This window comes from Campylobacter novaezeelandiae, assembly GCF_004323845.1.
GTDB lineage: Bacteria > Campylobacterota > Campylobacteria > Campylobacterales > Campylobacteraceae > Campylobacter_D > Campylobacter_D novaezeelandiae.
In genome coordinates this window covers 19,935-34,901 of the sequence record NZ_QPGR01000007.1, presented here as the reverse complement: position 1 = coordinate 34,901, position 14,967 = coordinate 19,935, and the positions used below count along the sequence as shown (strand labels likewise).

Sequence of the window (14,967 nt, the reverse complement as noted above, 5' to 3'; positions counted from 1 at the left end):
CCTTTAACTTAATTTAGAACTTGCATCAATAATAGAGCTAAAAATATTACTTTGTCTTCTTAAAACTCCATCAAGGGCTGTTATCATAACTGTATTTTTGCTCATTTCTGTAGTTTCTACATCAAGATCTACTGTATTTGCGTCATTTCTTGCCAAATGTCCATCTCTTAAATAAATTGTTGATTTGCTTGGATCTGGAAATTTCCAAGGTTTTTGATGTCCTTGCTCTGTTAGTGCTAATTGTAATTCTTTATTATTATTTTTTTTAAAAATTTCATTAGCACGATTTACCAATGCTGTTTCAAATTCAATATCTCTTGCTTTATAAAAAGGAGTATCAACATTTGCTAAATTAGAATTAATGAGTTGATTTCTTAAATTTCTACCAGCTAAAGCACTTACTACAAGTTCTTTTGATTTAAATGGTGAGATCATTTTATTCCTTTTTATTTTGATGTTTAAATATCATAAGCAAAAAATGTTCCATTATTTTTGCCTATTGATAGCATTATTGTGATCTTTAATATTGGTAGTAAAAATATGTTTTTTTGTGTTTTTATCTCTTACAAAATATAAATAATCACTTTTTATTGGAAAAATAGCAGCCTTAATAGCATTTAATGAAACATTGCAAATAGCATCTTGTGGAATGCCACTAAATTTATAAGTATTATAAGAAGTATTATCTTGTTTTATTCTTTGAGGAGTTATTTTTTCATGAGAATAAATTCCATAATTAAGGGTTCCATCCATTTGAAGTTTCATTCCTTTTTTGAGGCGATTATAAATAACACTTGAAACAATCGGCATTTCATCTTCACTTGCGGCTTCTTTTTGAATAATTGAAGCTATTATAATGTATTGGTGCCATTTTTTTGCATTATACTCACCAAAAATTTTTTTTGATATTTTTTGAAAATTATTTTCTGAATATTTTAATATAAAATTGATAAATAAAGATTCTGTGATTCCTTTGGGAATTTTATAAGTTTCTGGCATTAAAACCCCTTCTTTATAAGGAGCTTGCTTTTCAAATTCTTTTAAGAGTATAGTTTTGTTAAGATCTAATTGTTTGGCGACTTGATCTAAAAATATGATAGTTGTCTCACCAGGTATTAAAGTGATTGTTTCAAGTGCAGCTTTAGATACGGTAAGTTTATATAAAAACTCAGCGCGGTTTAATTTTTCATTTCCTATATTAATCCAACCAGATTGAGGATGCCCTAAAAAATATAGAATATATTTATCTATTGTACTCATTTGATAATTATTTTGATTTAAATATGATATAATTTGTCCTACTGAGCCTTTAGGGATATAAACTACAGAATTACTTTTAAGCGGAAAAAGCAAGTAGTAAAAAATTCCAAAGATAATAAATAGAAAGAAGTAACGCATGAAAAAGAAAATATTGTATTTTTTATTAGCGATTTCTGTATTTATAATATTATTATTTTTGGTTTTAAAAAACGGAATTTCCATATCAAGTGTCCAGTTTGATTTTTTAAAATTAGAGCAATTATATATTAAATTAGATAAAAAATTAATTGTAAAAGCAAAAAATATTAGTATTTATCAAAAATCAAATATTGATTCTAAAAAGCAAACTAGCCAATTTTCCTCAGTTAAGCTTTTAAATCTTGCTGAAAATTTAAAATATTTTTATATTTTTATACAAGAAATGGATATTCGTAATTTAGCTTTTAAAGATTATCATTTGAAAATTTTATTTAAAAATAATGAGTTTTTTATAGATAATAATTTATTTTTTCTAAAAACAACCCTGCAAAAAGAAGAGAATAATATAAAAGCAAATATAGAAAAAATGTTTATTAGAGATTATAATTTAAGCATAGTTGGGAATTTGGATATTAATACTAAGAGTGAGTTTTATTTTTTTGATGCTAAGGCAAGTTCTAATCTAATTAATTTTAACATCAATCTTTCTTATAAAAATGGTCAACTTGCATATAATTTTAAAGAAGTTAGCTTTAAAAATACTTTAGACATTTTTAATAAAATTAAAAATAAAATTGAACTTCCAGAAGATCTTATTTTATGGGTTGGACATAGAATTAAAGGAGAGTTTTATTATTTAGACTATATTAAAGGTTTTATAGATTTTAATAAAAATAAATATTATTTAGATAACATCGAAGCTTCTGGTTATGTTGATAGGGTTAAAATTAGCTTGGATAACAAAATGGATCCAATTGAAATTCCAAAACTTAATTTAAATTTAAATAAACAAAGACTTAATTTTGATTTCAAAAAAGCTAGTTACAAACAAGCAGATTTGAGTGCAAGTAAAATTTATATTTATGATTTGATGGATGAAAATAAAGCAGGAATTTATTTACATATTATATCCAATAATTTAAAATTGGATCAAAAACTATGGAAAGCGCTTGATTTTTATGACGTTAAAATACCATTTTTTCAAAAAGAAGGAAAGGTAAAAAGTGATTTTATTTTAGATCTTGGCTTTTATAAGGATCAGAGTCTTTTTAATGGAGAATTTGTTGTAGAAAATTCTGTTTTAAGTTTTTTAGATACAAATGTTAGTAAAGCTTTAATTAAAATAAATAATAATTTATTAAATATAGAAGAAGCTGATATTGCAAATAAATTTTTAAAGGCTGATTTTAATGCTAGTATTGATTTAAACACAAAAATAGGACAATTTAATACAAAAATAGGACAATTTGAAATAGCAAACAATATTATTAATATCAAAAATGAAAATGTTATTATAGATCTTGATTTTTCTCAAAATTGTAAAGTTTTTATCCCTAAATGGCAACTTGATTTAGAGATTCTTGATAATTTAAAAATTAATCTAAATAATCCTTCTATATTAAATTTATATTCTCCTTTGCTTAAACAATTAGGTTTTAAAAGCGCTCAAAATATTACTTATGAAGGAATTGATTTTGATAATTTCAAAATACAGATTAACAATGCATCATTTCAAAGCAATTTTTTAAATGGTAATATTCCTTATGAAAAGGATAGTTTTTTTATAGAAAAAAAGCAAGATACAGTTTTGATTAATTCAGAAAGTGATTTAATTAGCGCCATATTAAATGATAAAAATAAAGAAATTCATCTTAAAAATTTGACTTATATTTATAAAGAAGATAAAGAAAGATTTTTTAATTTAGAATCTAATATTCAAAATATCTATTTTGGTGGAGCTAATTTTAGTATTATTCTTAAAGACACTAATAATATTTTATCATTTGATCGCTTAGAGGCAATCTTAAATGAAAATACTCTAAATATTAGAGCTAATAAAAATAATACAAATCTAAATTTTAATTTTTCTCCAAATTATATTAATTTAAATATTAACAATATTAATGATGAGTTTTTAAATACTTTCCTTCAAAAGCAAGCTGTGTTGCAAGGAGTTTTTGATTTAAATATTACCGGTAGAAATTTTGAAGATTTTGAAGGACGATTTAAGATTAAAAATACTTTTATCAAAGATTTAAAAGGGACAAATCAACTTATAAGTTTTATTGATACGGTTCCTAGCTTGCTTTTATTTAAAACACCAACCTTTAATGAAAAAGGTCTTAGTGTTATTGATGGAGAAATTGTTTTTGATCGTAGAAAAGATTTATTTAGAATTAAGGCTATTAGTTTAAATGGAGAAAGTGTTGATATTTTTGGAATTGGAAGCGTAAACTTGCGTTTAAAAAATATAGATTTAAATTTAGAGCTCAAAACTTTAAAATCAGCCTCTAGCGTTATTTCTAAAGTTCCAATTTTAAATTATGTTATTTTAGGTAAAAATCAAGAAATAAGTACAAACATTAAAGTGGATGGTTCTTTGGATAATCCTAGTTTTCATACTCAAATTTTAGGAGATGTTGTTAAATCACCTTTTAATCTTATAAAAAATATTATTGAATTGCCAACAAATTTGTTTAAATGATTTTAAAAATTCACTATTTGAAACAAAGTTCGGTATTTTTTTATGAAAATTATTGTATTTAATAAAATTAAAAATAAATTCAAATTAAAATAATTATTTAGATTTTATTTATCAAGGAGAATAAATGAGCTTGATGGCACCAAAAAATACTCCAGTTTGGGTTGATGAGCAAAGATGTAAAGCTTGTAATATATGTGTAAGTTATTGTCCAGCTGGGGTTTTAGCGATGCGTGATGATGTTCATGCCGTTTTAGGCCAAATGATAGAAGTAGTACACCCTGAATCTTGTATAGGTTGTAGCGAGTGTGAAGCACACTGTCCAGATTTTGCAATTATGGTAGCCAAAAAAAGCGAATTTCAATTTGCCAAGTTGACGCCACAAGCAAAAGATAGAGCAAAACTAATAAAAGATAATAATTATAAAAAACTTTAGCATAGGAAGAACAAAATGAGAGAAATTATAGCAACTGGAAATTCATTGATTGCAAAGGCTGCAATTGATTGTGGATGTAAATTTTTTGGAGGCTATCCTATTACTCCAAGTTCAGAAATAGCTCATGAATTAAGTTATTTGTTGCCAAAAAATAATGGCACTTTCATTCAAATGGAGGATGAAATTTCGGGTATAAGTGTAGCTATAGGTGCTTCAATGAGTGGAGTAAAATCAATGACAGCAAGTAGTGGTCCTGGTATTTCTTTGAAATCAGAGCAAATTGGTTATGCTTTTATTGCAGAAATTCCTTTAGTAATTGTAAATGTAATGAGAGGTGGTCCTTCTACTGGACTTCCAACAAGGGTAGCACAAGGGGATTTGTTTCAAGCAAAGTCTCCAACCCATGGAGATTATGCAAGTATTGCTATTGCTCCTGCGTCTTTAGAAGAATCTTATACCGAGACAATAAGGGCTTTTAATTTGGCTGAAAAATTTATGACCCCAGTTTTTTTACTCATGGATGAAACTATTGGTCATATGAATGGAAAAGCAATGCTTCCAGAATTGAAAGATTTAGAAATTATTAATCGTGCTAAATTTGAAGGAGATAAAAAAGATTATAAACCTTATGCTGTGGGTGAGAATGAAAGTGCTGTTTTAAATCCATTTTTTTCAGGTTATCGTTATCATATTACTGGACTTCATCACGGAGATATAGGCTTTCCAACAGAAGATGGAGAGATTGTTAAAAAAAATATACAAAGACTTATTGGAAAAATTAAAAATCGCACCAATGAAATATGTTCTTATGAGGAATATTATCTTGAGGATGCAGAATTTTTAATTATTGCTTATGGAAGTGTTTCTCGTTCTGCAAAAGAAGCTATTTTAAGATTGAGAAAAGAAGGAGTAAAAGCAGGACTTTTTAGACCTATTACTTTATATCCTGTAGCCGAAAATGAAATTGAAAGAATTGTTAAAAAATTTGAAAAAATTATGGTTTGCGAGCTCAATATGGGCCAGTATTTAGAAGAGGTGCAAAGAGTAAGTAAAAGAAGTGATTTGATTTCGCTTCATAAAGCTAATGGACGTCCTATTACACCGGATGAAATTATAGTTAAGGTAAAGGAGAATTTATAAATGGCTTTTAATTATGATGAATATTTAAGAGTGGATAAGCTTCCAACTCAGTGGTGCTGGGGCTGCGGTGATGGTGTTATTTTAAAAAGCATTATCCGTGCTATAGAAAAAATTGGTTGGAGTATGGATGATGTTTGTTTGGTTTCTGGTATAGGATGTAGTGGTAGAACTAGTTCTTATGTAAATTGTAATACAGTGCATACAACTCATGGTAGAGCTATTGCTTATGCAACCGGTATTAAATTGGCAAATCCTAAAAAACATGTGATTGTTGTAAGTGGAGATGGAGATACTTTGGCTATTGGTGGAAACCATACTATACATGGATGTAGAAGAAATATTGACATCACTCATATATTAATTAATAATTTTATCTATGGACTAACAAATTCTCAGACCTCTCCAACTACTCCATTAGGTTTTTATACTGTTACAGCTCAATTTGGCAATATAGATCCTAATTTTGATGCTTGTGAACTTACAAAAGCTGCTGGTGCTACATTTGTGGCAAGATCAAATGTAATAGAAATAAATAAACTTGATAATATTATTTATAAAGCTTTAGAGCATAAAGGCTATAGTTTTGTTGATATTTTTTCAAATTGTCATATTAATCTTGGGCGTAAAAATAAGATGGGAGAAGCGGTTTCTATGCTTAATTGGATCAAAGATCGTTGTGTTGAGAAAACCAAATTTGAACAAATGAATTCTCAAGAAAAAAAAGGTAAATTTCCAACCGGTATTTTGCATCAAAATAAAGATTGTATAGAATATTGTGAAGCTTATGAAGAAGTGCGTAAGGCGGCTCAAGAAGGAAGAATGGTAAATTTAGGAGTATTACAATGAAATTTCAGTTGAGATTTGGGGGTGAGGGAGGTCAAGGTGTAATTACTGCAGGTGAAATTTTAGCTAATGCTGCAATTAAAAAAGGACTTCATGCTTTTAAAGCTTCAACTTATACTTCTCAAGTACGTGGAGGTCCAACAAAAGTTGATGTAATTATAAATGAGAATGAAATTCTCTTTCCTTATGCTATAGAAGGTGAAATTGATTTTATGCTTTCTACTGCAAACAAAGGATACAAGGGTTTTAAGGATGGTGTTAGAGACAACGGCATTATAGTGATTGAGCCAAATTTAGTATATCCTGATGAGCAAGATTATAAAAAATGGAAAATTTTTAAAATTCCTATTATTAGTATTGCCAAAGATGAAGTGGGTAATGTAGCAACCCAATCTGTGATTGCATTAGCTATTGCTGCTTATATGAGTAAGTGTATTGATTTAAATATTTTAAAAGAAATTATGCTTGATATGGTGCCAATTAAAACAAAAGAAGCTAATGCAAAAGCTTTTGATTTGGGTGTTGAATATGCTAGTAGAGTTGAAAATTAATTTTTAAGCTAAACTTTATGTTTAGCTTATTATATAAATATTATAAAAATAATTAAAAATTATTTAATATTTTTTATTTATTATTTTAATTTAGCTACTTTTAACTATTAAAATTTTATAATCAGTTTGTCATTAATTAAGGAAAATAATGGATATTTTTGATGAAATGTTAAATAAAACACCTAAAGAAAAATTTATAGAAATTATTAAAAATGGAAATTTAGGAGCACTAGAAAAAACTTTTGATAATTTTTTTGCAGAATATATAGCCATGATAGAGCTTTTAGAGCAACAAAAGATTAATGATAAAGATGTGAAAAAATTTATACTTGAAAATGATGAGCTTATAAAAGAAAGACAAAATGATATTTTTATTGGTTTGGGTGCTGAAATTTTAGGATATGAAGGTTAAATTTTGAAAAATATATTTATATATTTTTTAATAAGTTTTTTGTTGGTTTTTGGCATACAGGATCTAAAAGCATCTTTGCCAGTTTTTCAGTATACTTATAAATTTACTTTAAAAAAAGATGAAAGAGCAAGTGTAGAAATTCAAGAGCTTGGATATGATGATAAGGTGCAAAATTTTGATTTTTATTGGACCTTGTTTGATAATACAAATATTATAGTTCATTCTAAATTTAGAAAATTTCCAAGGCAATTTACTATGTCTTTACGCAGAAACCTTAATTGGGTCACCCAAACTTTAATTCCTGATTATACTAACCCTCATATTGATAGAGCACGTTTGATTTTAGAGTTTAATTCTTATAATAAAGGAGAAGCTACTTTTATAGTATATATAGAGGATAAAGATTTGCGCTTAGCAGTCAAATTTTTAGATCCAAGAAAATTCCCTTTAAAAAATCCTCCACAAAATAATCAAATTGTTCCAATGATTAATTTTAATGAATCTCAGGTCAAACCTTTGACAAATCAAAAATGAAAATAAGGAAGAAAATTGCAAGAAATTGACACTCTTATTCAAAATTATTTAAAAGATCTAGATTATACTCCCGTTTTAAAGATGTTAGATAGTATAAATATAGGTAAAAAACTTCGATCAAAATTGCTTTTAAATATAGCAGGTAAAAGTGATATATCTTTTAAGCTTTGTGCAATTATAGAGCTTATACATTTGGCAAGTCTTTTGCATGATGATATTATTGATGATGCAAAATTAAGAAGAGGAGCACGATCTATCAATGATAAATTTGGGGCTAAAAATGCTTTAATGCTGGGAGATATTTTATATTCCAAAGCTTTTTTTGAGCTCTCTAAAATGGATGCTAATTTTGCACAAATAATTTCTGATGCTGTGGTTAAATTATCTCTTGGCGAATTAATGGATATTAATTTAAGTCAAGAGTTTAATATCGATGAAGATAAATATTTAAAAATGATCTATCATAAAACGGCTGTTTTGATTGAAGCAAGTGCAAAATGCGGTGCTATATTGGCAGGTTTATCTGAGGGTAATTTTGCTAATTATGGTAAAAATTTGGGTTTAGCATTCCAAATTGTTGATGATATTTTAGACATTAAGAGTAATGAGAGTATACTTGGAAAACCTATAATGAGTGATTTTAAAGAAGGCAAGACAACATTACCTTATATTTATCTTTATAAAAAATTAGATAATGCTGATAAAAATATATTGGTTAGTTTTTTTAAAAAAGAACTAGATAAAAATGAAATTTTATGGATTAAAGAACAAATGATTGAAAAACAAATTTTAGAAGAAGTATTTAATAAAGCTAAAACATATGGAAATAATGCATTAATAGCTATTGAGTCTTATAATAATGCTTCCTTAAATGAAATTATTGATAATATGATAAGTAGGGAATTTTGATGCATTATTTTTGTATCAGCTTTACACATAAAAATACTGATATTTCTATAAGAGAGAAATTAAGTTTCAGTAACAATGCTAATAAAAAAGAATTTCTTGATATTATTTGTGCTAATGAAAATATAAAAGAAGGTTTAGTCATTAGCACTTGTAATCGTATTGAAATTTTAACTTTTGTTAAAAATAAAAGCCAGATTGATAAATTTATTATTTCTTCTTTATCTTTATTTTGCAATGTAGATTCTCAAATTCTCTTTGAAAAAGCGGATATTTATGAAGATAGTGATGCGGTTCATCATCTTTTTGCGGTTGCTAGTTCTTTGGATAGTTTGGTCGTTGGAGAGACACAGATTGTAAAACAGCTTAAAGATGCATTTATTTTTGCACTTGAAAATAAATTTTGTTCTATGCATCTTTCTAGAATCATGCATTTTTCTTTTAAATGTGCTGCAAAAGTAAGAAATCAAACTCAAATTTCTAAAAATCCTATTTCAGTAGCATCAGTTTGTGTTGCAAAAGCTAAAGAATTTTTTGATTTAACACAAAAAAAAGCAATAGTAATTGGTGCAGGGGAGATGAGCGAGTTAGCTTCTAGGTATTTAATTTCTGCCGGGGCTAAAGTTATTATTTTAAATAGAGATTTAAAAAAAGCAAAAAAATTATGTGAAAATTTAGGAGAATCAAGTCACTTTGATCATCTAAGTCAATTATCCTCTTACATTAATGATTATGATTTATTTTTTTCTGCTACAAATGCAAGTAATGCAATTATTACAAAGGAATTGCTTAAAGAGGTAGATTTTAAGCGCTATTTTTTTGATATTGCTGTTCCAAGAGATATTGAGCTAGAAGAAAATGATAAAATTAAAGTTTTTTCTGTAGATGATTTAGAAGAGGTTGTTAAAAAGAATTTAATTTTAAGAGAACACGAAGCCCAAATTGCCTATAAAATTGTCAATACAATGACAGATGAATTTTTTAAGTATTTAAATGATCTAGCTATTATGCCAGTTATCAAAGCTATACGATTGGAAGCAAAAGAGTGCGCTACTAAGCAACTTGAGATAGCACTTAATAAAGGTTATCTTAAAAAATCAGATTTTAAAGAAGCTCAAAAGCTTATTCATCAAGTTTTTAAAGCTTTTTTACATACTCCAACTATAAATTTAAAGAAAATGCAAGGTAAAATTCAAAGCGATACTATAGTTAATGCTATGCGCTATGTTTTTGATATAAAAAATGATTTAGAAGATTTAAATTTAAATCAATATAAATGCGAATTTAATGCAAAGGAAGAGGATGAAATTCAGTAAACTTTATGCTCCTACAACAAAAGAGAATCCAAAAGATGCGGTTTTACCTAGCCATATTTTTTTAACACGTGCAGGTTTTATTGAGCAAATTGGAAGTGGACTTTATAATTTTTTGCCTTTAGGAAAAATGGTTTTAGAAAAAATTAAAACAATAGTTAAAGAAGAGATGGATAAAGCAGGAGCGCAAGAATTAAATCTTAGTTTTATTACACCATCAGATTTATGGAAAGAAAGTGGTAGATATAGTGTTTTTGGTAAGGAATTATTAAGATTTAAAGATAGAAAAGAAAATGAGTTTGTTTTAGGACCAACACATGAAGAAGCCATACTTTCTTTAGTTAAAAATAAAATTACAAGCTATAAGCAACTTCCTTTGCATCTTTATCAAATAGGATTAAAATTTAGAGATGAGGCAAGACCTAGATTTGGGCTTTTAAGGTGTCGTGAATTTTTAATGAAAGATGGCTATAGCTTTCATAGCAATGAAGAGGATTTGCAACGAGAATTTGATTTAATGTATAAAACTTATAGTCAAATTTTTACAAGACTTGGTTTTGATTTTCGCGTTGTTAATGCAGATAGTGGAGCTATTGGTGGGAGCGGATCAAAGGAATTTATGGTTTTGACGGATAATGGCGAAGATGATATTTTAACTTGTCAAAATTGTACTTATGCTGCAAACATTGAAGTAGCCAAAAGAGCAAAAAAAGAGTGTAAAGATGAAAGACCAGAAGCTAATTATGCGAGTAGATTTCATACGCCAAATGTTAGAAGTATTGAAGAATTAGCTGATTTTTTTAAAATAAATAAATTTTATACGATTAAAGCAATTGTAAAAAAAGCTATTTATGAAAATGAGAGTAAATTTATTGTGTTTTTTATACGAGGATGTGACGAGCTTCAGGAGGTAAAAGCTTTAAATGCTGCTAATGCTTTAGAGCTTCAAGATGCTAATGAAGAAGAACTTATTAAGATTGGACTTTGTCCAGGATTTATAGGTTTTGTTGGGCTTAAGGATATTGAATTTTATATAGATCAAGAACTTGAAAATGAAAAGCAAATGATTATAGGCGCCAATGAAAAAGACTATCATTTAGTTGGCATTGATGTTGTAAATTTAAATAAAAACCGTTTTAAAGATCTTGTGGCAGTAAAAGAAGGGGATTGTTGTATAGAGTGTGGAGCAAAATTAAAAAAGAGCAAAGGGATTGAAGTAGGACATATTTTTAAGCTAGGACAAAAATACTCTAAAGCCATGAATGCTAATTTTTTAGATGAAAATGGTAAAGCTCAAGCTTTTTACATGGGATGTTATGGTATAGGGGTAAGTCGTTTGGTTGCAGTAGCTATAGAAGCAAGTTATGATGATAAAGGTTGTATTTGGAATAAAATTCTAAGCCCTTTTGATTTAAATATTATTATTTCAAATATGAAAGATGAGAAAATAGTCGCATATGCTAATAATCTTTATGAGAATTTAAAGAAAGAGGGTATTAAAGTATTATTAGATGATAGAAATGAACGTTTTGGAGTTAAAATAAATGATTTTGAACTTATGGGTTTTCCTTATGCTCTAGTTATAGGGAAAAATTTTGAGGAAAATAAACTTGAATTTATACAAAGAAAAGATTTAAAAAAAGAAGTAATTGATACTAATAGAGTTCTAGAATTTATAAAAAAGACGGTATTATGAAATTTAAATTAAGTTTAACTCCTTTGATTTTACTTGAAATATTTTTTACAATTTTATTTATTATTGTTTTTGGACTTGGAAATTTTCTAGCCTTTGTTTTGATGAGTATGGTATGTGGTATTGTAATTTTAGGTATTTTTTGGAGAAATTTACTTGAATTTCATATCGATGGCTTTAAAAATATGTTTATACAATTTTCTTTTGTAATTTCTGGTTTTTTGCTCATTTTTCCAGGGATTTTAAGTAGTATTTTGGGAATTTTAATATTTATTTTTGGCATTTTATTAAAGATAAGCTTTAACACTAGTTCGTTTAAGACCGCTAAAACAAAGCAGAATTCGTATAATGATGATATTATTGATGTTGAAATAATAGAGGATAAAAAATGAAAGAATTAATTATTGCAACAAGAAAAAGTCAATTGGCTCTATGGCAAAGTGAGTGGGTGAAATCATTTTTAGAAAAAGAACATAATATTAAAGTTGTATTAGAGGGTTTTAAAACAAAAGGTGACATTTTGCTTGATTCTCCTTTGGCAAAAATAGGAGGCAAAGGACTTTTTACAAAAGAGCTTGAGCAGAGTATGCTTGAGAAAAAAGCTCATTTAGCGGTTCATAGCCTAAAAGATGTACCAAGTTTTTTTCCAGAAGGTTTAAAGCTTATAGCAATTTCAAAAAGAGAAGAAAGCAATGATGCCATGCTTTCTCAAAAATATCCTACTTTAAAAGATCTGCCTAAAAATGCCAAAATAGGAACAACAAGTTTAAGACGCAAAATGCAACTTCTACTTTTAAGACCTGATTTAAATATTATTTCTTTAAGAGGTAATGTAAATTCTCGTATAGATAAACTAAAAAATGGTGAATTTGATGCAATTGTTTTAGCTTTAGCAGGAATAAAAAGATTAAATTTAGATTCTTTGGTTAATTATGTAAGTGTTTTTTCAAAAGATGAAATGATACCCGCTGCATCACAAGGGGCTTTAGGAATTGAAGCTCTTGATATGCCTGAGATTGTCTCTTTGCTTGAATGTTTAAACGATGAAAATTCGGTTATAGAAACCACTATAGAAAGAGATTTTATAAGAATTTTAGAAGGTGGATGTCAAGTTCCTATTGGTATTAATGCTCAATTGTTTCAAGATAAAATTCACATAAGAGCTATTTTAGGGCTTCCTGATGCAAGTGAATTTCTAAAAGAAGATTTTTTAATCAATAAAAGTGATTTTAAAAGCGCAGGCGAAAAACTAGCCTTAAAATTTATAAGCTTGGGAGCAAAAGATTTATTAAAAAGAGCAGAGGCGATGATATAATGAAAAATTTTATTGAAATTCTAAAACAAAATGATTTGTTAAAAATTATAGAAGAGCCTGTAGATATTGATCTTGAGATAGGATATATCGCTTATATAGAAGCAAAAAAACAAGAAAAAGGCAAAGCTTTATTATTTACCCATCCTATAAGTAAAAAAGAAAATAAAAGCTATGATTTTCCAGTTCTTATGAATACTTTTTGTAATGAAAAAGCTTTAAATTTAATCTTCACACGTCCTTATTTGGAAGTAGCAGATGAAATTTCAAAGCTTTTAAAGCTACATATTCCCACAAATTTAAAATCAAAAATAGATTTTTTTAAAACTTTGCTTTCTTTAAAAAATGTTCCACCTAAAAGATTAAGCGCTAAACATTCTAAATTTTCTTTTAAAACTTTAAATTCTTTGGAGGAGCTTCCTATTTTAAAAACTTGGCAAAAGGATGCTTCTAAATTTATTACTATGGGTCAAGTCTATACTCAAAATATAGATAAAACTCAAAATAATCTTGGAATGTATCGTTTACAAGTAAGCGATAAAAATGAACTTTTGATGCATTGGCAAGTCCACAAAGACGGAGCGCTTTTTTATCATGAGTATAAAAAAGCAGGTTTTAAAAAGATGCCAGTAAGTATTGCTATTGGCGGGGATCCTTTGTATATTTGGTGTGCTCAAGCGCCTTTGCCAAAAGGAATTTTTGAACTTTTGCTTTATGGTTTTATTAAAAAAACTAGAGCTTTGCTAACTCCTTGCGAAAATGGTATTTATGTTCCTTATGATAGTGATTTTGTTATAGAGGGTTATGTGGATTTAGATGAATTTAAACTTGAAGGTCCTTTTGGAGATCATACGGGTTTTTACACTCCACAAGAACTTTTTCCAGTGATGAAAGTTGAAAAAATTTATGCTAAAAAAGATGCTATCTATCAGGCTACTATAGTAGGAAAACCTCCTTTAGAAGATAAGATTATGGGGCTTGGAACAGAAAGGGTATTTTTGCCTTTATTACAAACTAATATTCCTGATTTAATTGATTATAAAATGCCAGAAAATGGAGTATTTCATAATCTTATTTTAGCAAAAATTGATACAAAATATCCTGCCCATGCTAAACAAATTATGCATGCTTTTTGGGGTATGGGACAAATGAGTTTTGTAAAACATGCTATTTTTGTAGATAAGGATGCTCCTGATTTAAATGACTATGATAATTTAATCCCTTATATTTTAGATCGTTTTAATTGCAAAGATTTGCTAATTAGCGAAGGAATTTGTGATCAATTAGATCATTCATCTACTAATGTTTGTTTTGGAGGTAAGGCTGGACTTGATGCTACTGGAGCAAAAATAACGCAAGAGTTAGAACTTCTAGAAGATAAAGATTTAAAAGCTTTATTTCAAACTAAACTTGAAATTATTGATTTAAAGCAATTTTATAAAGAGAGTAAAAATCCTATAGTATGTATTTTACTTGACAAAAAAGAAAGTATAAAACAAAGTTTTGAAAAACTTTTGGATTTTAAACAACATTTTAGTATTTTAATCTTTTTAGATAAAGAAAATCAATTAGAAAATCCCTATATGTTAGTATGGAGAGTTGTTAATAATATTGATGCTAAAAGAGATTTTTATATCATAGAAGAAAGAATTGCTATAGATGCAAGTGCTAAAAATGAGATGGACGGATATGAAAGAGTTTGGCCAGAAGAGACAATTTGTTCTAAAGAGGTTATTGACGATTTAATTTTGCGTAAAATTTTAAAAAATGATATACAGCTTTTTAAAAAATTTGAAATTTTTTAAATTTGAGAATGCTTTTTGCTTACAATTTTTATAAGTTTATAATTTTTTATATAAACTATTAATTTTTTTTATATTTATCCGA

Annotated in this window: 15 protein-coding genes; 13 read left to right on the top strand and 2 right to left on the bottom strand. The window is 27.4% G+C overall.

Annotated features, from left to right (window positions below; all coding sequences use genetic code 11):
• Positions 1–3: 3 nt before the first annotated feature.
• Together flgB and mltG are read right to left on the bottom strand one after the other, a co-directional pair.
• Positions 4–435, bottom strand: a complete 432-nt coding sequence (flgB, locus tag DU473_RS04535) for a flagellar basal body rod protein FlgB (RefSeq protein WP_131162877.1) — start codon at positions 433–435, stop codon at positions 4–6.
• A 51-nt stretch (positions 436–486) separates the two neighbouring features.
• Positions 487–1,482, bottom strand: coding sequence for an endolytic transglycosylase MltG (gene mltG, locus DU473_RS04530; RefSeq protein WP_131165802.1), 996 nt, complete (start codon positions 1,480–1,482; stop codon positions 487–489).
• On the opposite strand from mltG, the gene DU473_RS04525 reads away from it, so the two are divergent.
• The 13 genes from DU473_RS04525 to DU473_RS04465 all read left to right on the top strand — a co-directional run bounded on the left by DU473_RS04525 (position 1,397) and on the right by DU473_RS04465 (position 14,885).
• A complete protein-coding gene (locus DU473_RS04525) occupies positions 1,397–3,943 on the top strand; it encodes a YhdP family protein (RefSeq protein ID WP_131186614.1) in 2,547 nt (848 codons plus the stop codon). The genes mltG and DU473_RS04525 overlap by 86 nt on opposite strands.
• A gap of 124 nt (positions 3,944–4,067) precedes the next feature.
• Positions 4,068–4,376, top strand: a complete 309-nt coding sequence (locus tag DU473_RS04520; protein WP_131162874.1) for a 4Fe-4S binding protein — start codon at positions 4,068–4,070, stop codon at positions 4,374–4,376.
• A 15-nt stretch (positions 4,377–4,391) separates the two neighbouring features.
• A complete protein-coding gene (locus DU473_RS04515; RefSeq protein ID WP_131162873.1) occupies positions 4,392–5,516 on the top strand; it encodes a 2-oxoglutarate synthase subunit alpha in 1,125 nt (374 codons plus the stop codon).
• Positions 5,517–6,362 carry a 2-oxoglutarate ferredoxin oxidoreductase subunit beta gene (locus tag DU473_RS04510; RefSeq protein WP_131162872.1) on the top strand — a complete coding sequence of 282 codons (846 nt, stop codon included), beginning with the start codon at positions 5,517–5,519 and terminating at the stop codon, positions 6,360–6,362.
• Positions 6,359–6,910 carry a 2-oxoacid:acceptor oxidoreductase family protein gene (locus DU473_RS04505; protein WP_131165798.1) on the top strand — a complete coding sequence of 184 codons (552 nt, stop codon included), beginning with the start codon at positions 6,359–6,361 and terminating at the stop codon, positions 6,908–6,910. The genes DU473_RS04510 and DU473_RS04505 overlap by 4 nt, the downstream gene beginning before the upstream one ends.
• 148 nt (positions 6,911–7,058) lie before the next feature.
• Positions 7,059–7,322, top strand: coding sequence for a DUF2018 family protein (locus tag DU473_RS04500; RefSeq protein ID WP_131165797.1), 264 nt, complete (start codon positions 7,059–7,061; stop codon positions 7,320–7,322).
• An 18-nt stretch (positions 7,323–7,340) separates the two neighbouring features.
• A complete protein-coding gene (locus DU473_RS04495; protein ID WP_424944979.1) occupies positions 7,341–7,856 on the top strand; it encodes an exporting protein in 516 nt (171 codons plus the stop codon).
• Between the two features lie 15 nt (positions 7,857–7,871).
• On the top strand, positions 7,872–8,765 hold the full coding sequence (locus DU473_RS04490; RefSeq protein ID WP_131165796.1) for a polyprenyl synthetase family protein: 894 nt from the start codon (positions 7,872–7,874) through the stop codon (positions 8,763–8,765).
• On the top strand, positions 8,765–10,078 hold the full coding sequence (hemA, locus tag DU473_RS04485) for a glutamyl-tRNA reductase (RefSeq protein ID WP_131186613.1): 1,314 nt from the start codon (positions 8,765–8,767) through the stop codon (positions 10,076–10,078). Before DU473_RS04490 ends, hemA begins: the two co-directional genes overlap by 1 nt.
• Complete coding sequence (locus DU473_RS04480; protein WP_131186612.1) at positions 10,065–11,771, top strand: proline--tRNA ligase; 1,707 nt, start codon at positions 10,065–10,067, stop codon at positions 11,769–11,771. The genes hemA and DU473_RS04480 overlap by 14 nt, the downstream gene beginning before the upstream one ends.
• Entirely contained in the window at positions 11,768–12,160 is a 393-nt protein-coding gene (locus DU473_RS04475; protein WP_131186611.1) for an FxsA family protein, read from the top strand. The genes DU473_RS04480 and DU473_RS04475 overlap by 4 nt, the downstream gene beginning before the upstream one ends.
• Positions 12,157–13,083, top strand: a complete 927-nt coding sequence (gene hemC, locus DU473_RS04470; RefSeq protein ID WP_131186610.1) for a hydroxymethylbilane synthase — start codon at positions 12,157–12,159, stop codon at positions 13,081–13,083. The genes DU473_RS04475 and hemC overlap by 4 nt, the downstream gene beginning before the upstream one ends.
• Positions 13,083–14,885 carry a menaquinone biosynthesis decarboxylase gene (locus tag DU473_RS04465; protein ID WP_131186609.1) on the top strand — a complete coding sequence of 601 codons (1,803 nt, stop codon included), beginning with the start codon at positions 13,083–13,085 and terminating at the stop codon, positions 14,883–14,885. Before hemC ends, DU473_RS04465 begins: the two co-directional genes overlap by 1 nt.
• Positions 14,886–14,967 lie beyond the last annotated feature (82 nt).